Raw genomic sequence first — 22,607 nt, forward strand, 5'->3', positions numbered from 1 at the left:
CACAGCTGCATTAGTCTTATGGGCATGACTACTCGCCTTGGTATTGACGATGTCCGCCCGCTTATCTCCGCCGGTTCTGTAGCTTCTAAAGCCGTTGTGGACGAGGTAATTCCTGTCACCGCACTGGTCTGGCGCGAAGGCCACGACGCGGTCTCAGCCACTTTGTCTGCCTGGGCGGCGCGGTCCACGGCTACGTCCTCTGTCACCATGCAGGTAGACCCCAAAGACCAAGATCGAGTGCACGGCGTCTTTACCCCAGGTACCCAAGGCACCTGGTACTTCCGCGTCGATGCCTGGTCCGATCCCATTGCTACGTGGAAGAACGCGGTTACTAAAAAGATGGCGGCTGGGCAATCCGCTGCCGAACTGGCCAATGACCTCCAGCATGGTGCGGATCTATTTTCTCGGGCGGCCTTGCAAACCCCCTCGGATATTGTGGCGCCCCTCTTTGCTGCTGCACGGGACTTGGAGGATGAGTCCTTGGACGTCGATAAGCGCGTGCAGGTAGCGCTCTCGGACGAGGTCGCAGACATCCTGCACTCCCATCCCCTGCGTGATCTCCTAGTAGAAGGCGCCATTCACGAGGTCTACGTGGAGCGCACGGCCGCGCTTTATAACTCGTGGTATGAGCTCTTCCCCCGTTCCACGGGTGACTGGGACAAAGAGGGAAATCCTGTGCACGGCACCTTCGACACTACTGCCCAAGCACTAGAGCGCGTGGCCGATATGGGCTTCGATACGGTGTATTTTCCACCCATTCATCCCATTGGCAAGGTGCATCGGAAGGGAAAAAATAACTCGGTCGTTGCTGAGCCCGGTGATGTGGGAAGTCCGTGGGCCATCCAGGACCACTCCACCACCCACCCCGAATTGGGCACAATAGAAGACTTCAAGAAGCTGGTCTCTCGCGCCCAGGAACTTGGCCTGGAAGTAGCGCTTGATTTCGCGCTGCAGGCATCGCCCGATCACCCGTGGGCCACCAGCCACCCAGAATTTTTCACTGTCCTTCCAGATGGCACCATCGCCTACGCTGAGAACCCACCGAAGAAGTATCAGGATATCTATCCACTCAACTTCGATAACGCGCAGGATGCCATCTATCACGAAATCTATGAAACGCTCATGATTTGGGTCGAAGCCGGAGTGAGCACTTTCCGCGTAGATAACCCACACACCAAGCCCGCCAACTTCTGGGATTGGCTGATTACCCGCGTACACGCCACCCACCCAGACGTCATCTTCTTGGCAGAGGCCTTTACCCGCGCCCCTCGCCTTTTCGGGCTAGCAAAAGCAGGGTTTTCCCAGTCCTATACCTACTTCACTTGGCAGACCACGAAGCATGAGCTCACCCAATTTGGCCAGATGCACGTAGAGCAGGCGGATATTTGCCGGCCTAATCTTTTTGTCAATACCCCGGATATCCTGCATGAATCTTTACAAACCGGGGGGCGCGCCATGTTCGCCATACGCGCTGTCCTCGCTGCCACCATGTCTCCGCTATGGGGCGTGTACTCCGGTTTTGAGCTCTATGAGCACACCCCGGTAGCCCCAGGGTCCGAGGAATACCTCGACTCGGAGAAGTACGAACTGCGGCCACGCGACTTTGCTGCTGCGGTTGCGTCAGGAGACTCTTTAGAGTCCTATATCCGGCTGCTCAATCAGATTCGCCGCGATAACCCCGCATTGCAACAACTGCGTACCCTCCGCTTCCATGACACCGACAATGACGCCATCATTGCCTATTCCAAGGCCGATCCAGCCACCGGCAATGTGGTTCTCGTCGTGGTCAACCTGGATCCGCGCAATGCGCAAGAAGCGACCGTTACGGTAGATATGCGCGCTATCGGCCGCCATCCCGGCGAGTCCTATTCCGTCCAAGACACGATTACCGGCTCTGCCTATCACTGGTCCGAGCGCAATTTTGTGCGCTTAGAGCCGCTTCGCGACGTCGCCCATGTCTTCGTCCTTCCCCCTGCCGACCATGCCCTTCAGGAGCAGCTCACCTGGCGCGAGGTCACCGACTATCGCCCGTAAACATTTGTCCACCGGAACGCACCCAATCTAGGTACCCTGATTATATGAACATCCCGGCCGCTGACCTCGCTCGTCTCAATGACTGCCGCCACCATGACCCACACGGATTCTACGGCTGGCATGAAGGTACCGTCCGTACCCGCCAGCCTGGCGCCACCGCGGTACAACTTCATACCCCCACACAATCCTTGTCTATGAATTTGGTGGGCGACGATATCTGGGAAGCGGAAGTAGGCGAGAACTGCGACTACCGCCTCGAAATCTCCTACCCCGGCGCCCCTACCCGCACCGTGGCAGACGGATATCATTTCCTGCCCACCATCGGCTCTCTAGATCTGCACCTTATCGGCGAAGGTCGCCACGAGCGCCTTTGGGATGTCCTCGGCGCCAACCTACGCTCTTATGACACAGAGATGGGCCCCGTAAGCGGTGTGTCCTTTGCCGTATGGGCCCCCAATGCCCAAGGTGTTGCCGTCGTGGGCGATTTCTGCGGCTGGAATCCTACCCAGTACCCCATGCGTTCGCTCGGTTCTACCGGCGTATGGGAGGTCTTTGTCCCAGGCATCGGTGCTGGCGAGCACTATAAGTTCGCCATCTTTAGCCAGGAAGGCCGCCAAGACAAGGCCGACCCATTGGCCAAGCGCACCACCTGTCCGCCGGAAACGGATTCGATCGTGGATTCCACCAGCTTCGGCTGGTCTGATTCCGCGTGGATGGACAAGCGCACCGGCAACCTCGATGTCCCGATGAGCATCTATGAGGTCCACGTTGGCTCGTGGAAGGTCGGGGCGAATTATAACCGACTTCGCGAGGAGCTCATCCCTTATCTCAAGGAGCATGGTTTTACCCACGTCGAGCTCTTGCCCGTGGCTGAGCACCCCTTCGGCGGCTCTTGGGGCTACCAAGTCTCTGGCTATTACTCGCCTTCAGCGCGGTGGGGCTCGCCGGATGAGTTCCGCGCATTAGTCAATGCACTGCACGAAAACGGCATCGGGGTCATCGTGGACTGGGTGCCAGCCCACTTCCCCAAAGATGACTGGGCCTTAGGCCGCTTCGATGGTCAAGCGCTTTATGAGCACCCCGATCCCCGCCGCGGCGAGCAAGCCGACTGGGGTACCTATGTTTTTGACTTTGGCCGCAATGAGGTGCGCAATTTCCTCGTAGCCAACGCCCTGTATTGGGCTGAAGAATTCCACATTGACGGCCTGCGCGTAGACGCCGTCGCTTCCATGCTTTACCTGGACTACTCCCGCGATGAATGGCTACCCAATCAGTTTGGCGGGCGCGAGAATTTAGAAGCCGTCCAATTCCTGCAGGAAACCAACGCCACCCTCAACCGCACCCATCCTGGCGTACTCACCATCGCCGAGGAATCCACCTCCTGGCCGGGCGTTACCGCTCCTACTTCCGAGAACGGGCTGGGCTTTTCCCTGAAGTGGAATATGGGATGGATGAATGACACCCTGGAGTACTTCAAGCACGAGCCCATCCACCGCTCCTATCACCATGGCGAGCTCACCTTCTCCATGGTGTATGCCTATTCTGAGCGCTACGTGTTGCCGTTTAGCCACGACGAAGTAGTCCACGGCAAGGGTTCACTGTGGCAGCGCATGCCTGGCGACGACTGGAATAAGGCCGCCGGATTGCGCGCTTTGTATGGCTACATGTTCTCCCACCCTGGCAAGAATCTGCTCTTCATGGGCCAGGAATTTGGACAAACCACCGAGTGGTCCGAGGAGCATTCCGTGGATTGGGGCAACCTCGATGGTTGGGGCAATGAGTGGCACCGGGGCATTAAGCGCCTCGTGCGCGATATCAACCTCATTTACCGCGACACCCCAGCTTTGTGGAGCCAGGATTTTAGCCAAGACGGCTTCCAATGGGTCAAGGCCGATGACTCGAACAATAACGTGCTGGGTTACGTCCGCTATGGCGCGGACGGGTCTGCCTTGCTCGCTGTGTGCAACCTGTCGGGTTCTTCCATTCCCAACTACGGCCTCTGGGTTCCACGTGATGGTGCTTGGAAAATGGTACTTAACACCGATGATGCCGTTTATGAGGGCGCTGGGAACCCGCTTCCTCAGCATATTCACGTGGCGGATAATTCCGCCACGCTTCACCTACCGGCCAACTCGGTGCAGTGGTACGTACTGGAGCAATAAAACGCCTATCGCTGCGTGCGTAGGAACTCCACCACGCGCGCTTCGATATCATCGCGAAGCGCATCCATGCGCTCTTCACCTTCCAGACCACGCAACGAGGGATCCTCGATGGCCCACCTCTGCGCTGGCCCGTCATATTCCGCATCACCTACCACGATGACGTGGTCGACAGCGGCAGCAAGGTGGGGATCCACTAGAGCAGGAGTACCAGTCATTTCTGCCCCCACCTTCGCGAGGGAAGCTTTGGCCTCTTGATTGATGCCCTGCTGGATATGTTCCGGGGTAGTTTGCACCCCAGCCGAGTAAATATCCCACTCAGGCGCATGCTTGGCGGCAAGCGCCGCAGCCATCTGCGACTTGCCGCGATTTGTATTGCACAGGAAAAGCACTGAAGTCATGCTTTCCCATCCTACCCAAGCTAGTACAGGGCACTCGCCAGCTTGGTGCGAGCTTCCATCACGCGCGGGTCATTGCCCTCAAAGAGCCCGAAGAGCTCCAGCAAGCGCTCGCGCACGCGAGCTTTCTCATCACCGGCCGTTGCCTTCATCGTCTCGATGAGGCGATCAAAGGCCTTTTCTGGGGCGCCGGCAACCACTTCGGCGTCGGCAGCACGCATCTGCTTATCGACGTCCCCCTTGTCCCCTTCCGCAGCCGCAATCGGATCCTCGGTCTGGTTGGCAGGATCAAGGCGCTTGAGCAGTACGGTTGTATCGCGGGCCTGCTTAATCTGCACGTTTTCGGGCTCAGCCTCCAAGATGGAGTTATAGACCTTAAGAGCACCATCAAAATCGCCAGCATTTAAGAAGCCCTCTGCTTCTTGGAGGCGCGGATCCTCTTCTTCCTCTTGGGTCTGGGGCTCTCCCGCATCGCTCTGTAGGCCCTTCAACTGTGGGCCAACATTCTGCACCAAGGCATCTACCCATTGTTTTAGCGCATCTAGTGGTTGTGCACCCTCGAAATTCGTCAGCGGCCGCCCAGCGCCCAGGGCCACCACAGTGGGGAGGTTCTTCACGCCAAAGGCCTGCGCAACCTGTGGGGTAGTATCTGCATCCACGTAGGCAACTAGGAAGCTGCGGTTTCCTTGCGCGGCCAACCCCTGTAGGTCGGTCTTTAGCTGCTCCGACTGCGTGGAACGGGCGGTGCCAATGAGAACAATCACCGGAACTTCCGTAGAACGGCGCACCACGTCCTGGTCGAAGTTAGCTTCCGTCACAGTGAAGAAGGGTTGGATCCCGCCAGCAGTGGTCTGCGGAGATTCCTGTGCCTTCTGCCGTGCCTCGGCCCGCGCCTTTACTTGGCTGAGGTCGAGCGCGCCTCCTACATAAGCATTATTTGCTGAAGTCATCTAGTCCTCCTTTGCAAGGCGGCGGTTAACCGCATCTACCTTGTCAGTCAGTTGATTGGTTACGCCCTCGCGAATATCAGCCTTGACCACCAAAGATGTGCGCGGGGATACCGCACGCACCGCGTCAGTGGCCTTCTTAATAGTTCCAAAGACCTCGTCCCACTCGCCTTCAAGCAGGGTGAACATGGCATTGGTCTCGTTAGGAAGGCCGGATTCGCGGACGACGCGCACGGCCTCAGCGACGGCGTCGGCCATTTCTTGGGAATCATTATTAACTACTGCAGGGGCTACAGAGAATGCAACAATCATGCCCGCTAGTCTACCTACGCTCCCAGCAGTGGCGGTGCCAGTGCCGACGATCATCGCCCTGGCGGCCCACGTCGCGCGGCCACGCCACGATATGAGCCACCCCGGGAGGAATATTTTGATTACACCCTGGGCACACATAGTACTTTTGGGCACGCGCAGAACCGATATGCCGCATAACATAGGGCTCACCGTGCGTCCAGCTAGGCCCCTCGACCGTCTGCGAGCCGAGAAAAGTCGAACCATCTTTAGGCAAGGATCGAAGCTCGAGCGGTTTGCGTCTATTCCGCCGTGGCATTAGAACAATCGCAATTCGTTCGACTCAAGTCCGCGGAGTTCCTGATAGTCCAGTACGACGCACCGAATGCCTCGGTCCTCTGCTAGCGTGCGGGCCTGCGGTTTGATTTCCTGGGCCGCGAATACACCGGATACTGGGGCCAGAAGCTCATCACGGTTAAGCAACTCCAGATACCTCGTCAGCTGCTCCACGCCATCAATCCCACCACGGCGCTTCACCTCGATGGCAACATTTTTGTTGTTTTCATCTTTCGCCATAATGTCTACCGGGCCTATCGCCGTTGGGTATTCGCGGCGTACCAGCGTATAGCTATCGCCCAAGGTATCGATCTGGTCTGCCAAAAGCTCTTGCAAGTGAGCCTCCACGCCGTCTTTGACTAGGCCTGGGTCTTCACCCATGTCATAGGAGATTTCCTCATGGATCTCAGCAATTGTAATGCGCAACTGCTCGCCTTTAGGATTTTCCACCAGCCACAAAACCTCGCCGGTATCGTCACCGTCTAGGTCCTCAATGGCGGATTCTTTTAACGTGCACGGAGGGGTCATCCAATTAAGCGGCTTATACGCGCGGTCATCAGCATGCACGGATACAGAGCCGTCAGCCTTGACGATGAGTAGACGGTCTGCCATGGGAAGGTGGGCATCCAAACGGCCCACGTAATCTACGGAGCATCGGGCGATTACTAAACGCATGCCCTCTACCCTAGCGGGTAACCTTATCGCTTGGATTGACGGGTAGCGCGCTGGCGAAGTTGCCGGAAGTCGAAGCGCTGCTGACGTTTGGATGGTGCGGCCTCTACCCACGCCCCGAAGGCCATAATGCCGTGGGCATCAGATGCCAACTCATATTCCCGGCCCTTGACCCGAAAGCGAACAACCTCGGTGGCGGCAGACATAAAAGAAGCCTCGGCATCATCGAGCGAGCGGGTGCTTACTACTTCGATGTCGAGGCGGTTGATACGCAGATCGCAGCGCGGAGAAACGGAGCGGAGCTTGAAATACTCCACAAATTCGCCTTCATAACGCAGCGAACCATGGCGCCAAGAAAGGGAATTTCTAGCGGGTACTCGGCGTAGCAAGACGGCAGTGCCGCGGGCACGCACGGTAAAAAAGCGAAGCGCAGCCAGAAAAATAACCAGCAATAGGGCCACGCCAAGGGCCCACAGAAGCACTGTAACCACCGTTGAATTCATGGGCCTTCACGCCATCCTCGCTTTGTGGAGAAACTGATTCTTGAATTGTAGCGCTTGGCAGGACCTATACGCCAATAAGAAAAGGCAAAGAAAACGCAAAAAGGTGCCCCGGTTTAAACCGGGGCACCTTTAGAGAGCAGGAAGGGCGGCTATTGCTGCCCTCTCCTATCAATCCAAGGTACTAAGCCTTGGCGCGGCGGACAGCACGCTGTGCGGCCTCGCCACGGGACTTGGCGAGCTCGTGCTCAGAAGCAAAGTCCTTCTGAGCCTTCTCCTCATCCACCTCATCGGACCAGATGGCCCAATCAGCGAGGACGGTGATCTTGTCCTGGGTAACGGAGAGGAAACCACCCTGCACGGCGGCGACGCGGCGCTCGCCGTCCACTGGGTGGATGGTCACCACGCCATTATCGATCAACTGACCGATCATTGGCTCGTGACCGGGAAGCACGCCGATCTCACCCTCGGTGGTCTCAGCCGTGACCATGGAGGCCTGTCCAGACCACAGCAGGCGCTCGACGGAAACCAATTCGGCGGTGATGTCAGCCATGTGCCTCTCCCTACTTCTCGTTCAACTTCTTGTATGCAGCCTCGACGTCGTCAAGGCCGCCCAAGCCGTTGAAAGCCTGCTCTGGGTAGTGGTCAAACTCGCCATCGCAGATGCGCTCGAAGGCGTCGATGGTCTCGGACAGCGGTACGTAGGAGCCCGGCAGGCCGGTGAACTTCTGCGCAACGAAGAAGTTCTGGCCCAAGAAGCGCTCGATACGACGGGCACGCTGAACGGTGACCTTGTCTTCCTCAGACAGCTCGTCCATACCAAGGATGGCGATGATGTCCTGGAGTTCCTTGTTCTTCTGCAGAATACCGATGACGCGCTGTGCAACCTCGTAGTGCTTCTCGCCGACGATACCTGGCTCGAGAATACGAGAGGTAGAAGTCAGCGGGTTCACTGCCGGGTAAATACCCTTGGAGGCAATAGCACGGTCCAGCTCGGTGGTGGCGTCCAAGTGAGCGAACGTCGTAGCCGGAGCCGGGTCGGTGTAGTCATCGGCAGGAACGTAAACGGCCTGCAGGGACGTAATGGAACGGCCCTTGGTCGAGGTAATGCGCTCCTGCAAAACACCCATCTCATCAGCCAAGGTCGGCTGGTAGCCCACGGCGGAAGGCATACGACCCAGCAGGGTCGAAACCTCAGAGCCGGCCTGGGTGAAACGGAAGATGTTGTCAATGAACAGCAGCACGTCCTGGTTCTGCACATCGCGGAAGTACTCCGCCATGGTCAGGCCGGACAGAGCCACACGCATACGGACTCCTGGCGGCTCATCCATCTGGCCGAAGACAAGGGCGGTATCTTGCAGCACGCCCATTTCTTCCATTTCCAGGAAGAGGTCGGTGCCCTCACGGGTACGCTCGCCGACGCCGGCGAAGACGGAGGTACCGGAGAACTCGCGGGCGATACGGGTAATCATCTCCTGAATCAGAACGGTCTTACCCACACCTGCACCGCCGAACAGGCCGATCTTGCCGCCCTTGACGTACGGGGTCAGCAGGTCGATGACCTTAATGCCGGTCTCCAGAATCTCGGTCTTACCCTCGAGCTGGTCGAACGCTGGCGGCTCGCGGTGGATTCCCCACTGCTCGCCATCGCGGCCGAGACCCGGCTCATCGAGGCAATCACCGAGGGCGTTGAAGACGTGGCCCTTGACGACGTCGCCGACCGGCACGGAAATTGGCTTTCCGGAGTCGATGACCTCGGCACCGCGGACGAGGCCGTCGGTCGGTGCCATAGACACGGTACGGACAAGGTTGTCACCGAGGTGCTGAGCGACCTCGAGGGTGACGGTCTTTGCAACAGCTTCGAGCTTGATGTCGACGTGCAGTGCGTTGTACAGGTCCGGCAGTGCCTCACGTGGGAACTCCACGTCCACAACCGGACCGATGACGCGCACGACACGACCGGCGACTGCCGAAGACTGTGCATTCTGCTCTTGCAGAGCTGTAGTCATAATCTAGTCACTTTCTGCGCTGTCAGATAGCGCGCCAGCGCCACCGACGATCTCTGAAATTTCCTGGGTAATCTGTGCCTGACGGGCCTGGTTAGCCACGCGGGAGAGGTCTTCGACCATCTCGGTTGCGTTGTCAGTAGCAGACTTCATAGCTGTACGGCGTGCAGCGGACTCGGAGGCAGAAGCCTCCAAGAACATAGCAAACAGGATACGCGAGACGTACTGCGGAAGCAGAGCTTCCATCAGTGTATCTGCGTCCGGCTCGAATTCGAATCCGGCGGCAACATCCTCCGCAGATTCGGCGTCGGACAGAGCGGAGTCACCGAGGTGGTACTCCTCATCCTGAATAACCGGCTCAACTGGCAACAGCTGCTGTGCGCGCGCAGTCTGGGTCAACATGGACTCAAACTCGGTGTAGACAACGTGTACCTGGTCAAAGCCACGTACACCTACGCCCTCACCCTGCGCATGCAGGCCGTCGCGGCCCTTGGTAGTGCCGTTGGAACCAGCAATAAAGCCATCAATCAGGTGACGGCGCACATCGTGGGTGGCCTCCCAGGTTGGGTCCTGAGAGAAACCGCCCCAGCTGCCAACTACCTCGTCCTCGCGGAACTTGTAGTGGCCGATGCCCTTGTTGCCGGTAACGTACCGAACTACCTCGTAGCCCTTGCTTTCCAGGAGAGCTTGCAGCTGTGCGGCCTTCTTGAAGACGTTGTTGTTGTAGCCGCCACACATACCGCGGTCAGAAGTGACCACGAGAATGGCTGCGACGTTTCCGTCTTCGCGCTCACGCAGCATGTCATGCTCCAACGTAGAGGCGGAAGCCAGCTTATTCATTATGCTGGTCATCTCAGTCGCATAAGGCTGAGATGCTTCTACCCTGGCCTGCGCCTTGGTAATGCGCGAGGTAGCAATAAGCTCCTGGGCCTTGGTGATCTTCTTAGTCGAATTAACGGACCGGATGCGGTCACGTAGTTCGCGAAGATTAGCCATCGTTTCTCCTCCCTTCTTTAATCTAGACGGTTAGTTATGAGTTCTGAACTCTACTTAGCCGTCTTGCGGGAGACGTTGAGCTCGGTGTTCTTTACGTCGCTTTCATCCAAAGGCTCTACCGGTGCCTCAGAGCCCAAGTTATGGCCTTCGGAGGTGCGGAAGGTCGGCTGGAAATCCTTAGCTGCCGCAACCAATGCGTCCTTGGACTCATCGGTTAGCGGCTTGCCGCCGGAAATCTGCTCAAAGACCTCTGGGGTGTTGGCGTTGAGGTATTCGTGTACCTCGTCCTCGAAGCGGCGGACGTCTTCAACGGGAACGACGTCGAAGATGCCAGCCTCGGCGAGGTAGATGGATACCATCTGGTACTCCACCGGCTGCGGGGAGGACTCGGACTGCTTCAGCAGCTCAACCAGACGGGAACCGCGCTCCAGCTGAGCCTTGGAGGCAGCATCCAGGTCAGATGCGAATGCCGCGAAGGCCTGCAGATCACGGTAGGAGGCCAGGTCCAGACGCAGGTTACCGGCAACCTTCTTCATGCCCTTGGTCTGTGCAGCGCCACCGACACGGGAGACGGAAACACCGACGTTAATAGCCGGACGAACACCCTGGTTGAACAGGTCGGACTCCAGGAAGACCTGGCCGTCAGTAATAGAAATGACGTTGGTCGGAATGAAGGCGCCGACGTCGTTTGCCTTGGTCTCGATGATCGGCAGTGCGGTCATGGAGCCAGCACCCATGTCGTCGGAAAGCTTGGCAGCACGCTCCAGCAGGCGGGAGTGCAGGTAGAACACATCGCCCGGGTATGCCTCGCGTCCCGGGGGACGGCGCAGCAGCAAGGAAATGGCACGGTAGGCCTCAGCCTGCTTGGTCAGATCATCGTAGATAACCAGGACGTGGTTGCCCTGGTACATCCAGTGCTGGCCCAGCGCTGCACCGGAGAACGGTGCCAACCACTTGAAGCCCGCGGAATCGGAAGCCGGTGCGGCCACGATGGTGGTGTAATCGAGTGCGCCGTGCTCCTCAAGGGTGCGGCGCACACCAGCGATGGTCGAGCCCTTCTGGCCAATTGCGACGTAGATGCAGCGTACCTGCTTATCCTTGTCGCCGGACTCCCAGTTAGCCTTCTGGTTCAAAATGGTATCGATGCACACCGCGGTCTTACCGGTCTTACGGTCACCGATGACCAGCTGACGCTGGCCACGGCCGATCGGGGTCATTGCGTCGATAGCCTTGATGCCGGTCTGCATTGGCTCTTCAACCGGCTGGCGCTGCAGCACGGACGGTGCCTGCAGCTCGAGGACGCGTTCCTCTTCAGCGTTGATTGGGCCCAAGCCGTCAATCGGCTGACCCAAAGGGTTAATTACGCGGCCGAGGAATTCCTCGCCCACTGGGATGGAGAGAACCTCGCCGGTCCTCTTAACCTCGTCGCCCTCCTTGAGGGACTCGAAGTTGCCCAAGACCACGACACCGATGGAGTTAGTGTCAAGGTTCTGTGCGACGCCAATCACGCCGCCTGGGAACTCGAGCAGCTCATTCGCCATAACGGACGGCAGGCCAGAAACCTGCGCAATACCGTCAGCTGCCGAAATGACCACGCCGACCTCCTCACGGGAGGCCTCCGCGGAGTAGCTCGAGGTGTAGTTCGCAATCGCACTACGGATCTCGTCGGAGGAGATCGTCAGCTCCGCCATGTTCTTCCTGCTCTCGGTAGTATCTTCCAGCACTTACTTAAATCGTTTCTGTCGTTTCGGCTACGCCATCTGGGCACGCAGGCGAGCAATCTTGCCTGCCGTAGAACCGTCAATGACTTCATCGCCGACGCGGATGCGCATGCCACCGAGGAGGCTGGTGTCAACCTCAGAGTGAATGGACATCGCACGACCATAAATTTTGCCCAGCTTCTCAGCGAGTACTGCTTGCTGGCCTTCGTTTAGTTCACCCGCTGCGGTAACACGCGCAATGGTGCGGTCCTGCAGGTCTGCTGCAGAATCAGCCAAAGCGGCCACATCATCGATCGGGTTCTGCTCTGGGCGGGAGATGGCCTGAAGCACCAGTGCCTCAGTAAACATCGTGACCTTGCCATAGAGCACGTTTGCCAGCAATCCGCGCTTGCGGGCGGAATCAGCAGTTCGGTCGGAAAGCAGCTGGGTGAGCTCGCCCTCGCGGTCAAGGATCTGGGAAAGGCGGAAGAGTTCGTCTTCTACCTGGCCCAGCTGGCCCTGCGCTTCAGCGCCACGCAGCAGTGCGCGGCGGCCCAAGGAAACCAATCCCTTGACAAAGTCCTTCGGAGTGGACCACTGTACGGCCGCAGCTTCCTGAATGATGCGCAGCGCACCACCAGAAATCTTGGAGCCAAAAAGGTTCTCCGCTAGGGACTTACGTGCCTCGCTCGGGGCGGCGATATCGGTGAATGCAACGCGCAGTTCGCGGTCATCATCCAAGACATCGACAACCTCAAAGATGTCCAAGCCCGCCTGTGCGGCGGTGGCGACGTTATTCTCGCCAGCAAGGATTTCATCCAAGCGAGATTGCGAGGTTGCGAGTGCTTCGCGGCTAGCTGCCTTCATAGTTGCCTACTTTCCGGCCGGTGCCACAGAGTCGAGCTCGGACAAGAAGCCATCAATGGTGGAGGACTTCTTAGAGGCGTCGGAAAGCTCGCCGCCCAGAATCTTCTCCGCCAGGTTGATGGAGTTCTGGCCCATTTCGGAACGCAGCTCAGTAACAACCTGCGAACGGGAAGCCTCCAGCTGCTTCTCGCCATTGGCGACGATGCGGCGGGACTCTTCTTCCGCGTTGGTCTTGGCCTCGGCCTCGATCTGCTTACCGCGCTCGCGCGCCTGCTCGCGGATCTCGGCTGCCTCTGCACGGGCATCAGCCAGCTGAGCATTGTACTTTTCCAGAGCAGCCTTGGCCTCGGCCTGCTGAGCCTTGGCACGCTTCAAGCCGCCCTCGATCCGGTCTTCACGCTCTGCCAACATCTTGCTGTACATAGGAATTACAAACTTCCAGAACAGCAACAGAATTACGATGAAGCACAGCAAAGACCAGAAAATGTCATAGTTCTTGGGCAGAAGAACAGAGAAACTACCCGAGCCTGGGTTATCTCCGCCCTCTGCTGCAAGCAAGTAAACGACGTTATTCATTGGTCTCCCGTCTTAAAAGATTCGGTGTGAAAACTCGAGCTCTTAGAACAGGAAGCCGGCAACGAGACCGATAAGTGCCAAGGCCTCAGTAAAGGCGATACCCAGGAACATGGTGGTACGCAGCTGACCAGCCATTTCTGGCTGACGGGCCATAGCTTCAACGGTCTTGCCGGCAACGATACCGATACCGATGCCTGGACCGATAGCCGCCAGGCCATAACCAATGGTGCCCAGTCCTTCAAACTTCGAAGCGGCATCCGCTGCCAGAATGATTTCGTTCATGGTGAAAGTCGTTCCCTTTCGTAGAATTTCAGTCTGTCTCAAGACTGAATGTCGATGGTTTAAATTAGGTGGTTTACTCGGTCGCGCTCGTCGACCTCGTCCTTAGTGCGAATCAGCGTGCAAGGACAGCTCAATGTACACCGCCGTCAAAAGAGCGAAGATGTACGCCTGTAGGAAGATAACCAGAATCTCGAACAGGCTCATAGCCAAGCCCAGAATAATGGTTAATCCAGACAGTGCGGTCCAACCATTCAGCTGCCAGAAGAAGAAGTTCGTAGCAGAGAAGAGAAGAACCAGAATGATGTGTCCAGCAAGGAAGTTCGCCATGAGACGAATAGCAAGGGTAACCGGCCGCAAGATGAACGTAGAGAAAAACTCAATCGGTACCACCAAAAGATGCAATAGCGGTGGCAAGTTCGGAATCACTACCGAGGAGCGAATGAACTTACCAAGGCCATACCTCTTGGCACCCGCGTAAATCATCACAATGTACGAAACCGCGGCCAAGACAATTGGCATACCAATACGTCCGTTCGGCGAGACATTAAGCCCCGGAATTACGGTCGCAACGTTCATGAATAGAACCGCGAAGAAGATGCTAGCGATAATTGGCAGAAATCGCTTTCCCTCCTTCTTACCCAAAATGTCCTCAGCGATATGAATACGGACAAAGTCGACCGCATTCTCGCCCACATTCTGAATGCCAGAAGGAACCAACTTAGGGTTCTTAAAGGCGGCCCAGAAAAGGATCACCACAATTAGCGTCATCAAGATTCGAATCAGCATCAGGCGATCAAGCGCGAACCATCCGCCGGCGAAGTCACCGAAAAAAAGATGGTCGGCATCAATTTGCCCCGGGAAGAATTCTTCACCTAGATCGGGCGTGTGGAAGTGCCCTTTCATAGCCAATGTTGTAACGCTCAGCGTTCTCTCCCGTGTTCGGGCCACACAGCTTGTAAAAGCTTTTGTGGTGCGATGGACGTCTCAAACTTTCTGTCCTGTTCACGGACTCCGTCGCACATCAGCATGAACAAGACAGGGATTTACCAATACCGGAAGAGAGCACGTGCCTACTTCCACGGTAACCCGAAGTGAATCGTATCAGCTGGATCCTGAGTTTTTGCACGTGGGGGCCCCATAGAAGCTACTCTTCAATTCCAAAGTAAGTAATTAAGCTATAAACCTGCGATTTGCTGGCCAAACTCATAAGCGTGGAATTCATCACACCACATCTCCCCCGCCCCTCGTCGGGGGTATAAATCTCTCATAACCGCAAGTAACAGATGAAATAGAGCTGCTCGGTATCCCCCATGATGCTGAGCTGCCCCAAGCTTTTGGCAGCATTCTTTGAACGCAGATTAAGCCACGTACGTCACTTTAGAAGTAACTATCCCCCAGACTTCGGTTCCGAGGGTTACAACAAGAGCTGCAACTACGCTAAGAAACAAGGCCCACGTGTCATAGAAATCCATTTCCCTAATTACTGCCAAAACCCCCAAGAGCAAAACTAGCTTAAGCAGCCACCCACCGAGCACCACTGCAATTGTTGTCGAGGGGGTTGACTTGGCTGTAAATAGGACTGAAAGAGCCGTGCACAATACGAATCCTCCGCCTAGAGCTGCACCAATTAAGACGCCCCAAATTCCGGGAAGGCCTTTCAATCCCCCCCAAATGGCAAGTGATACCAACATAATGACAAGCAACGCTTTGACACCTAGCTGCACGGCGCGTTTGAGGGGCAGACGCGGATCATCAAAATCAGAGTTTACTTTAGGATCATTCACGGAGACCGAGCCTACCTCACGAGGGCTCGGTTTCCGCCACCACGACGGTCTCTCGAGCAGCAGGGCCAATCTTTCCTTGCCGCAAGGGCACGAGAGTAGCTGCAAACGCGAGAAGCAGGGCCACAATAGTCACGCCAATGGCCTCCGGCGCGGGAACGATGGAAAAGGACACCGCACCAAATGCCACTGCGGAAACCCACAAGTAGAGCACTAGCACGGTACGCCTATGAGTATGCCCAAGCTTGAGGAGGCGGTGATGAATGTGCGCCTTGTCCGCAGAAAACGGTGAACGGCCGTGCGATAGGCGGCGAATAACAGCCCAGACAAGGTCGAGGACTGGAATAAATACCGCTGCGGCGACCACGATAATGGGTGACATCAACGCGACAATATCCACCGTGCCATACAGAGACATGTTGATCTTGCCGGACGCAGAAGTTGAGGCCGCAGCGAGCAAGAGGCCGATAAGCATGGAGCCGGAGTCGCCCATAAAAATGCGGGAAGGTTCGAAGTTATGGGGTAAGAAGCCGGCGCACATTCCCACCAGTGCGGCACTAATAATGGCTGGCGGATAGGCCGATACAGCGCCGCCCTGGTCATGGAGGACGGTCAAGGAAAAGACTAAAATTGCCCCTCCTGCAATCATTCCAAGGCCTGCTGCCAGGCCGTCAAGCCCGTCTACAAAGTTGATGGCATTGATAAGCAAGACGGTAAAGAATGCGGTGAGCAGGGTGCTTTGCAATTGGTCCAGCACAACGGTGGTGCCGCCGCCAAACGGAATGAAAAGTAGTGTCCAGGTAAGGCCCAACCCACTCATGAGCGTGGCAGCGAAAAGCTGGCCAAAAAGCTTCACGACGGCGCTGAGTTCTACTAGGTCATCGACCACGCCAACAAGCACCAGCGCCAAGGCCGCCCATAGCACCGCATTCATTTCCGGAGTGACGGGCATAAAGCCGCGAGTCAAGGCTGGAAGCTGGGCTGCGAGGAATATTGCCGCCGCAAAGCCGGTAAACATGGCCACGCCGCCCATACGGGGTGTGGGCTGCGTGTGAGCGTCGCGCAGGCGAATTTCCGCCACCCGGCCGGTGCGCACTAAAAAGGAGCGCACCACACCGGTGGTCAGATACGTAAATGCTGCTGCGACGAGGATGACAAGGGCCAACTCGCGCAGCGGGACACCACTGCCGCTCACGCGAATACCTCCTTAAGCCTGGGGGCGGGTGCGCAGGGTTTGGGCATCGAGGCCGATGACCTTGCCGATTTCCTCGGCCGTGAGCGCGCCTTCACGGAGTAGATACGGGCGCTCACCGGAGAGATCGATGATGGTGGAAGGCTTACCGACGGCCGTCTCTCCCCCATCCAAGTAAACCGTCACGGCTTTACCCAGCTGTTGCTTAGCCATAAGCGCGGTGGTTGGTGGCTGGTGGCCAGAGATATTGGCGGAAGACACAGCCATCGGACCAACCTCGCGCAAAAGCTCAATTGCAATGGGGTGCAGCGGCATGCGCAGCATTACCGTGCCGCGGGTATCACCGAGGTTCCACGGCAAGGATGGTGCCTGAGGAACAACGATAGACAGGCCACCCGGCCAGAAGGCCTCGACCAAATCACGCGCAGTATCGGTATAGGAAGCCACGAGACCGCGAACGGTATCCCAGGAACCAACCAAAACCGGTACCGGCATATCCGGACCGCGCTGCTTGGTAGCCAATAGATTGGCTACGGCATCATTATCAAAGGCATCGCAGCCAAGGCCATACAGCGTATCGGTGGGCATGACCACAAGGCGACCGGATTGTGCAGCCTTGACCGCAATGTTCAGGCCCTCTTCGCGCTCGGCCTCATCGGCACAGTTAAAAATCTTTCCTTGCATAGTCTTTCCTCTTCTTGCCCTAAGTGGTGTCTTAGTCTACCGCGCGCACCGCAGTGACAAAGCGGGGCGTTCCCGTCATGTCCTGCAACGGCGAGATTTTTTCAAAGCCGCCGTGGCGGGTCAATGCGGCTTGTACGGCTTCGCTTGTGGAGTCATCGTGCTCGATGGCCACCTTGCCGCCCGGGCGCAAAAGGCGGGCGAGCGTCGGGATGAGGCCGGTGATGACGCCCATCCCATCCGCACCGGCAAAGACCGCGTCGTGTGGATCATGGTAGACCTCCGGATCGAGGTCCGTCGTCTCCGGTACATACGGCGGGTTGGTCACGATAAGGTCCACGGTCCCGTTCCACTCCGCCAAGGTAGTGGCATCCGTAGCATCGGCCTGAATAACCTCTACCCCGCTGCCGCGGGTATTGGCAGTGGTGTAGGCCAAGGCGGCGTCGGCAAGCTCAACTGCCCGCACCTGCGCCTCAGGTAAGTAGTGGTGCAGATATAGTGCCAACGCCCCTGTGCCAGTGCACAAGTCCACCAGCCGCGGGCCGTCCGCATTGCGCACCGCCCAGTCCGCCAACACCTCGGTTTCCGGCCGCGGGATAAATACGCCAGGGCCCACCTTGAGCTCCAGCGGACCGAACCAGGCGCTGCCTAGCACGTACTGTAGAGGCTCGCGGGACTCGCGGCGACGTAGCAGCGTATCATAGGCCATATCGAAACCGGGCATAGGAGCTTGGTCCAGCGGGATATCCATGTGGCCGCAATGAATAAGGTGCGCGGCAATGATGCGCGCATCCCACTCGGGGCTTGGTACCCCGGCAGCACGAAGGCGCTGCACCCCACGGCGCAGCGCCTGTCCATACGTGTTATCCACGCCCGTTTAGCCCTCGGCCTCGAGGCGCTCGGCACGCTCCTGGTCTTGCAAGGCCTTAATAAGGTCATGCATATCGCCGTTCAAAACAGAGTCCAGGTTATTGGCCTTGTAGCCAATGCGGTGATCCGTGATGCGGTTCTCCGGCCAGTTATAGGTGCGGATGCGCTCGGAACGGTCCATAGTGCGTACCTGGGAGGCGCGCTGCTCGCCAGCCTCGGCCTCGCGAGCTTCACGCTCCATCTGGTCCAAGCGGGCCTGCAAGACCTGCAGTGCACGCGCCTTGTTCTGAATCTGGGAACGTTCCTTCTGACAGGTAACGATAAGCCCAGTTGGCAGGTGGGTAATGCGCACCGCGGAGTCGGTGGTATTCACGCCCTGGCCGCCCTTACCCGAAGAACGGTAAACGTCAACGCGAATATCCTTGTCATCAATATTGACGGACTCCACCTCTTCTGGCTCTGGGTAGACCAGCACGCCGGCGGCAGAAGTCTGAATACGGCCCTGGGACTCGGTGACCGGGACACGCTGCACGCGGTGCACACCGCCCTCGAACTTGAAGACGGACCAGGCACCATCGCGCGAAGGAGACTTGGAGCGGAAGGAAATGGTCATATCCTTCACACCTCCCAGATCCGACTCGTTGAGGCCCAGGACCTCCCAGTTAAAGCCGGTCTTATCCGCGTAGCGCTCGTACATCCGGGCCAAGTCACCGGCGAAGAGGGCCGCCTCCTCGCCTCCCGCGCCGGCCTTGATTTCCATAATGATGTCCTCGGAGTCCTGCTCATCGCGCGGCGCGAGCAGATCAGCGAGCTTTTCTTCCAAGCTCTCCACGGACTTTTCGAGGCGGTCCGCTTCTTCTTGGAAGTCATGGTCCTCGTAGGCCATCTCCTTGGCGTCCGCGAGATCCTCGCGGGCCTGGGTTAGCTCATTATTAACCATGATGATGGGGCGCAGTTCTGCATAGCGCTTGGAGAGCTTGCGGAATTGCTTCTGGTCGCCGGCCACCTCCGGATCGCCCATCTGCATCTCAATGCCCTGGTACTCGGACACAATGTCATCAACGAGGGAAACCTGATTAGACATAATCTTCTTCATCCTTATCCGCAGCCATCGGGGCCGAGGAGGCCACCTGCATCAAGAACTCGCCATTAGAGCGGGTCTTCTTTAGCTGCTTAATGAGCAGGTCAATGGCCTGGTGGGAATCCAGGGCAGAGAGGATGCGACGCAGCTTGGTCATGATGCGCGCCTCCTCTGGTACGAGCAGCAATTCATCCTTGCGGGTGCCAGACGGGTTAACGTCCACGGCCGGGAAGACACGGCGCTCGGAAATGCCACGGTCCAGTTTCAGCTCGGCATTGCCGGTGCCCTTGAATTCCTCGAAGATGACGGTATCGCCGGTAGAACCGGTCTCCACCATGGCGGTGGCGATGATCGTCAGCGAGCCGCCCTCTTCGATATTGCGGGCGGCGCCTAGGAAGCGCTTTGGCGGGTAGAGCGCGTTGGAGTCCACACCGCCAGAGAGGATGCGGCCGGATGCCGGGGAGGAATTATTGTAGGCGCGGCCCAGGCGGGTAATGGAGTCGAGCAAAACAACGACGTCCTTGCCCTGCTCCACCAAGCGCTTGGCGCGCTCAATAGCCAGCTCGGCTACGGAGGTGTGCTCTGATGGCGGGCGATCAAAGGTGGAAGCAATAACCTCACCGTTGACGGAACGCTGCATATCCGTAACTTCCTCAGGTCGCTCATCTACGAGGACAACCATGAGGTAGCACTCCGGGTTATTGGTAGAAATCGCATTGGCGATATTCTGCAAAATCGTCGTCTTACCGGCCTTTGGCGGGGAGACGATAAGCGCGCGCTGTCCCTTACCAATGGGCATGATGAGGTCAATCACGCGGGTGGTGAGGATCTTCGGATCCGTTTCCAAACGCAGGCGCTTATTCGGATACAGCGGGGTCAGCTTATTAAAGTGCGGACGCTGCTTTGCGTTTTCCGGATCGATGCCATTGACGGTATCGACCTGCACCAGCTGGTTGTACTTGCGGCGGTTACGACCATTGCCATGCGTATGCGTCGGGCCGGAGACCTTAACCTGGCCGGTAATGGCGTCGCCGGAGCGCAGGCCCAAGCGGCGAACGATGCCATTGTTAACAAAGACGTCGGAAGCCGCGGCGCGGTAACCGGTGGTGCGCAGGAAGGCGACATTATTGTCTACCACGTCCAAAATGCCACCGACGGCCTGCAGCTCATCGCCCTCGCGGACCTGCAAATCGTTGCCGCCGTTATTGTCATTATTGTTTCCGCGGCCACGGCGGTTGCGGCGATTGCGGCGCCCACGACGGTTGCCGCGCTCGTGATTATTGTTGTCATCGTGGCGATTGCCGCGCTGCTTATTATCGCCGCGGTCATTCTTATCGCCCTGATTATCGGAGCCATCCTGGGAGTTATTCTCGCGGTTGTCTTTATTGCCACCCTGCTCCTCGTTGTGGCTGCGTTCCTCGCGCTCTTGACGTTCCTGCCGCTCCTGGCGTTCTTGCCGGCGGGCGCGGTTGCGGCGAGCGCGGCGTGCCTGAGAACGCGACTCATAGCGCTGCTCCTCACCAGAGTTCTGCTGGCGGTTATCCCGCTTCTCGCCGGATTCTTCCTGCTTTTCCGCCTTCTGCGGCGCCTCGTCCTGCGCCTGTGCGCGTGGCTTTTCTGGTTTATTAGACTTCTCTGCCTTTTCCGCCTTTTCTACCCGAGCGGCCTTTTCCACCTTGGCCTTGGCCTTTGGCGGAACTTGACCAGTCTTGATGGCGGTGATGAGATCCCCCTTGCGCAGGGCAGAGACACCACGTAGACCGCGCTCTGCGGCCATTTTGCGCAATTCCGGCAGCTTCAGGGATGCAAGATCCTGTGCTGCGGTGTTGTCCGTTTCGCTCACGGATATCCTTTCGTTGCTTGACCAGGTCCGATGATGCGGGAGCCGCCGTAGCCTAGGCTCACGGCGTTGCACTGGAAGCCAATGTGTATTTTTCTAGGACTTCTCGCCCTCGTGCCAAGGCGCATGCGCGTCCTGCCGGGCAATAAGTATGAGGCCTCTTCCATGTTCTCAAGGAGAATTCGCACAGCGGGTGCACGAACCGGAAGAAATCAAGAAACGACTGCGGGCAAAACTTCTCTGGGCCCGAATCCATAGGAAAGGGGAGCTAAAAATTCCGGTTTCCTACCAGTCGCGAATAAGTATAACGCATAGACCGCAACGCCCGCACCATGACACCGCTACAGTAGAGGCATGCTTTCCACAATGATGGATATCCCCCTCTCCCTGACCCGCATTTTGGAATACGGCGCCTCGGTGCACGGCAGCACCACGGTGACAACCTGGCACGGTGAGGGCACCGGCTCCGAATTTGATCCGGCCGAAGAAGTTACCTTCCGCGATATCGCCGCTCGCGCAGCCGCCTTCGCCCACGCTATTCATGATGTTTTGGGCATTACCGGCGATGAGCGCGTGGGTAGTTTTATGTGGAATTGCGCCGAACACCTCGAGGTCATGTTTGGCACTGCCTGCAAGGGCGCGATTTTTGCGCCGCTCAATAAGCAACTGATGAATGACCAGATTCGCCATATTATTAATCACGCGGAAATATCTGCCATCGTGTGCGATCCCCGGCTGGCGCAGCAACTAGGAAAGGTGCTTGTGGGTACGGACTCCGTGAAAAGCGTCATCATAACCGGCGCACAGCCGGCGCAGCAGTTTGCCCACCTCTTCCCTCGCGGGATCGAAGTGTATTCCTATGAAGCTTTAATTGATGGCCGCTCCACCGTCTATGACTGGCCGGAACTAGATGAGCGCACGGCCGCGGCACTGTGCTATTCCACAGGCACCACGGGTGCCCCCAAGGGTGTGCTGTATTCGCACCGTTCGCTGTATCTGGAAGCCATGCAGCTGCGCTCCTCGGACTCACTGTGCATCACCCACGGCGAGACTTTCCTGTGCTGCATCCCCATCTGTCACGTGCTGAGCTGGGGCGTTCCCTTTACCTGCTTCATGACGGGCACCCCGCTCGTGCTTCCCGACGCCGACGTCTCCGCCCCCACCCTTGCCAAGGCCATCGCCGCTACTTCTCCGCGCGTGGCCCACGGCGTTCCCACCATCTGGATCCAGCTCTTTGTCCACTACATGCACCATCCGCCAGAGCGTATGACCCTCACGGAGATCTATGCCGGCGGCTCCCCCGTTCCCCCGACGCTTATCAAGATGTGGGAGGAACGCTACGGCGTCGACGTTGTTCACGTGTGGGGCATGGTGGAAACCTCCACCGTCGGCAGGCTGGGC

Annotated in this window: 23 protein-coding genes; 3 read left to right on the plus strand and 20 right to left on the minus strand. The window is 57.8% G+C overall.

The window, feature by feature from the left end; all coding sequences use genetic code 11:
* The first annotated feature begins 24 nt into the window (after positions 1 to 24).
* On the plus strand, positions 25 to 2,034 hold the full coding sequence (locus MHK05_RS07015) for a maltotransferase domain-containing protein (RefSeq protein WP_239205700.1): 2,010 nt from the start codon (positions 25 to 27) through the stop codon (positions 2,032 to 2,034).
* Between the two features lie 44 nt (positions 2,035 to 2,078).
* The gene (gene glgB, locus MHK05_RS07020) at positions 2,079 to 4,196 is read left to right on the plus strand and encodes a 1,4-alpha-glucan branching protein GlgB (protein ID WP_239205702.1); all 2,118 of its coding nucleotides are present in this window, start codon (positions 2,079 to 2,081) and stop codon (positions 4,194 to 4,196) included.
* A gap of 5 nt (positions 4,197 to 4,201) precedes the next feature.
* Here the strand turns inward: glgB and MHK05_RS07025 are convergent, their stop codons facing one another.
* The 20 genes from MHK05_RS07025 to rho all read right to left on the minus strand — a co-directional run bounded on the left by MHK05_RS07025 (position 4,202) and on the right by rho (position 21,209).
* Positions 4,202 to 4,594 carry an arsenate reductase/protein-tyrosine-phosphatase family protein gene (locus MHK05_RS07025; RefSeq protein ID WP_023021742.1) on the minus strand — a complete coding sequence of 131 codons (393 nt, stop codon included), beginning with the start codon at positions 4,592 to 4,594 and terminating at the stop codon, positions 4,202 to 4,204.
* A gap of 20 nt (positions 4,595 to 4,614) precedes the next feature.
* Positions 4,615 to 5,541 carry a tetratricopeptide repeat protein gene (locus MHK05_RS07030; protein ID WP_239205704.1) on the minus strand — a complete coding sequence of 309 codons (927 nt, stop codon included), beginning with the start codon at positions 5,539 to 5,541 and terminating at the stop codon, positions 4,615 to 4,617.
* Positions 5,542 to 5,850 (minus strand): thiamine-binding protein, encoded by a 309-nt coding sequence (locus MHK05_RS07035; protein ID WP_034656448.1) that lies wholly within the window; start codon positions 5,848 to 5,850, stop codon positions 5,542 to 5,544.
* Positions 5,851 to 5,860: 10 nt separating this feature from the next.
* Positions 5,861 to 6,145 (minus strand): Rv1322 family protein, encoded by a 285-nt coding sequence (locus MHK05_RS07040; RefSeq protein WP_080971253.1) that lies wholly within the window; start codon positions 6,143 to 6,145, stop codon positions 5,861 to 5,863.
* Positions 6,145 to 6,837 carry an endonuclease NucS gene (gene nucS, locus MHK05_RS07045; protein WP_023021745.1) on the minus strand — a complete coding sequence of 231 codons (693 nt, stop codon included), beginning with the start codon at positions 6,835 to 6,837 and terminating at the stop codon, positions 6,145 to 6,147. Before nucS ends, MHK05_RS07040 begins: the two co-directional genes overlap by 1 nt.
* Before the next feature lie 23 nt (positions 6,838 to 6,860).
* Positions 6,861 to 7,337 carry a DUF2550 domain-containing protein gene (locus tag MHK05_RS07050; RefSeq protein WP_023021746.1) on the minus strand — a complete coding sequence of 159 codons (477 nt, stop codon included), beginning with the start codon at positions 7,335 to 7,337 and terminating at the stop codon, positions 6,861 to 6,863.
* A gap of 181 nt (positions 7,338 to 7,518) precedes the next feature.
* Positions 7,519 to 7,887, minus strand: a complete 369-nt coding sequence (locus MHK05_RS07055) for a F0F1 ATP synthase subunit epsilon (protein ID WP_086588747.1) — start codon at positions 7,885 to 7,887, stop codon at positions 7,519 to 7,521.
* Between the two features lie 10 nt (positions 7,888 to 7,897).
* The gene (atpD, locus tag MHK05_RS07060) at positions 7,898 to 9,343 is read right to left on the minus strand and encodes a F0F1 ATP synthase subunit beta (RefSeq protein WP_239205706.1); all 1,446 of its coding nucleotides are present in this window, start codon (positions 9,341 to 9,343) and stop codon (positions 7,898 to 7,900) included.
* A gap of 3 nt (positions 9,344 to 9,346) precedes the next feature.
* Positions 9,347 to 10,336, minus strand: coding sequence for a F0F1 ATP synthase subunit gamma (locus MHK05_RS07065; protein WP_023021749.1), 990 nt, complete (start codon positions 10,334 to 10,336; stop codon positions 9,347 to 9,349).
* Positions 10,337 to 10,386: 50 nt separating this feature from the next.
* On the minus strand, positions 10,387 to 12,027 hold the full coding sequence (gene atpA / locus MHK05_RS07070) for a F0F1 ATP synthase subunit alpha (RefSeq protein WP_239205751.1): 1,641 nt from the start codon (positions 12,025 to 12,027) through the stop codon (positions 10,387 to 10,389).
* 60 nt (positions 12,028 to 12,087) lie between these two features.
* Complete coding sequence (locus tag MHK05_RS07075) at positions 12,088 to 12,903, minus strand: F0F1 ATP synthase subunit delta (protein WP_239205708.1); 816 nt, start codon at positions 12,901 to 12,903, stop codon at positions 12,088 to 12,090.
* Between the two features lie 6 nt (positions 12,904 to 12,909).
* Positions 12,910 to 13,479, minus strand: a complete 570-nt coding sequence (locus MHK05_RS07080; RefSeq protein ID WP_023021752.1) for a F0F1 ATP synthase subunit B — start codon at positions 13,477 to 13,479, stop codon at positions 12,910 to 12,912.
* A gap of 42 nt (positions 13,480 to 13,521) precedes the next feature.
* Positions 13,522 to 13,761: an ATP synthase F0 subunit C gene (locus MHK05_RS07085; protein WP_023021753.1), complete on the minus strand. Its 240-nt coding sequence runs from the start codon at positions 13,759 to 13,761 to the stop codon at positions 13,522 to 13,524.
* Positions 13,762 to 13,863: 102 nt separating this feature from the next.
* Positions 13,864 to 14,664, minus strand: coding sequence for a F0F1 ATP synthase subunit A (atpB, locus tag MHK05_RS07090; protein WP_023021754.1), 801 nt, complete (start codon positions 14,662 to 14,664; stop codon positions 13,864 to 13,866).
* Between the two features lie 455 nt (positions 14,665 to 15,119).
* Positions 15,120 to 15,545, minus strand: a complete 426-nt coding sequence (locus MHK05_RS07095; protein WP_023021755.1) for a Cg1360 family ATP-synthase-associated protein — start codon at positions 15,543 to 15,545, stop codon at positions 15,120 to 15,122.
* Positions 15,546 to 15,561: 16 nt separating this feature from the next.
* A complete protein-coding gene (locus tag MHK05_RS07100; RefSeq protein ID WP_023021756.1) occupies positions 15,562 to 16,737 on the minus strand; it encodes a glycosyltransferase family 4 protein in 1,176 nt (391 codons plus the stop codon).
* A 12-nt stretch (positions 16,738 to 16,749) separates the two neighbouring features.
* Positions 16,750 to 17,418, minus strand: a complete 669-nt coding sequence (locus tag MHK05_RS07105) for an L-threonylcarbamoyladenylate synthase (protein WP_239205710.1) — start codon at positions 17,416 to 17,418, stop codon at positions 16,750 to 16,752.
* A gap of 31 nt (positions 17,419 to 17,449) precedes the next feature.
* Positions 17,450 to 18,286, minus strand: a complete 837-nt coding sequence (gene prmC, locus MHK05_RS07110) for a peptide chain release factor N(5)-glutamine methyltransferase (RefSeq protein WP_239205712.1) — start codon at positions 18,284 to 18,286, stop codon at positions 17,450 to 17,452.
* Positions 18,287 to 18,292: 6 nt separating this feature from the next.
* Positions 18,293 to 19,369, minus strand: coding sequence for a peptide chain release factor 1 (prfA, locus tag MHK05_RS07115; RefSeq protein WP_049361387.1), 1,077 nt, complete (start codon positions 19,367 to 19,369; stop codon positions 18,293 to 18,295).
* Positions 19,362 to 21,209, minus strand: coding sequence for a transcription termination factor Rho (rho, locus tag MHK05_RS07120; protein ID WP_239205714.1), 1,848 nt, complete (start codon positions 21,207 to 21,209; stop codon positions 19,362 to 19,364). The genes prfA and rho overlap by 8 nt, the downstream gene beginning before the upstream one ends.
* Before the next feature lie 351 nt (positions 21,210 to 21,560).
* Here rho and MHK05_RS07125 point away from each other — a divergent pair.
* A partial coding sequence (locus tag MHK05_RS07125) for an AMP-binding protein (protein WP_239205716.1) occupies positions 21,561 to 22,607 on the plus strand: 1,047 nt, incomplete at its 3' end.

This window comes from Corynebacterium nasorum, from assembly GCF_022347325.1.
In the GTDB taxonomy this organism is placed as follows: Bacteria; Actinomycetota; Actinomycetes; order Mycobacteriales; family Mycobacteriaceae; genus Corynebacterium; species Corynebacterium kefirresidentii.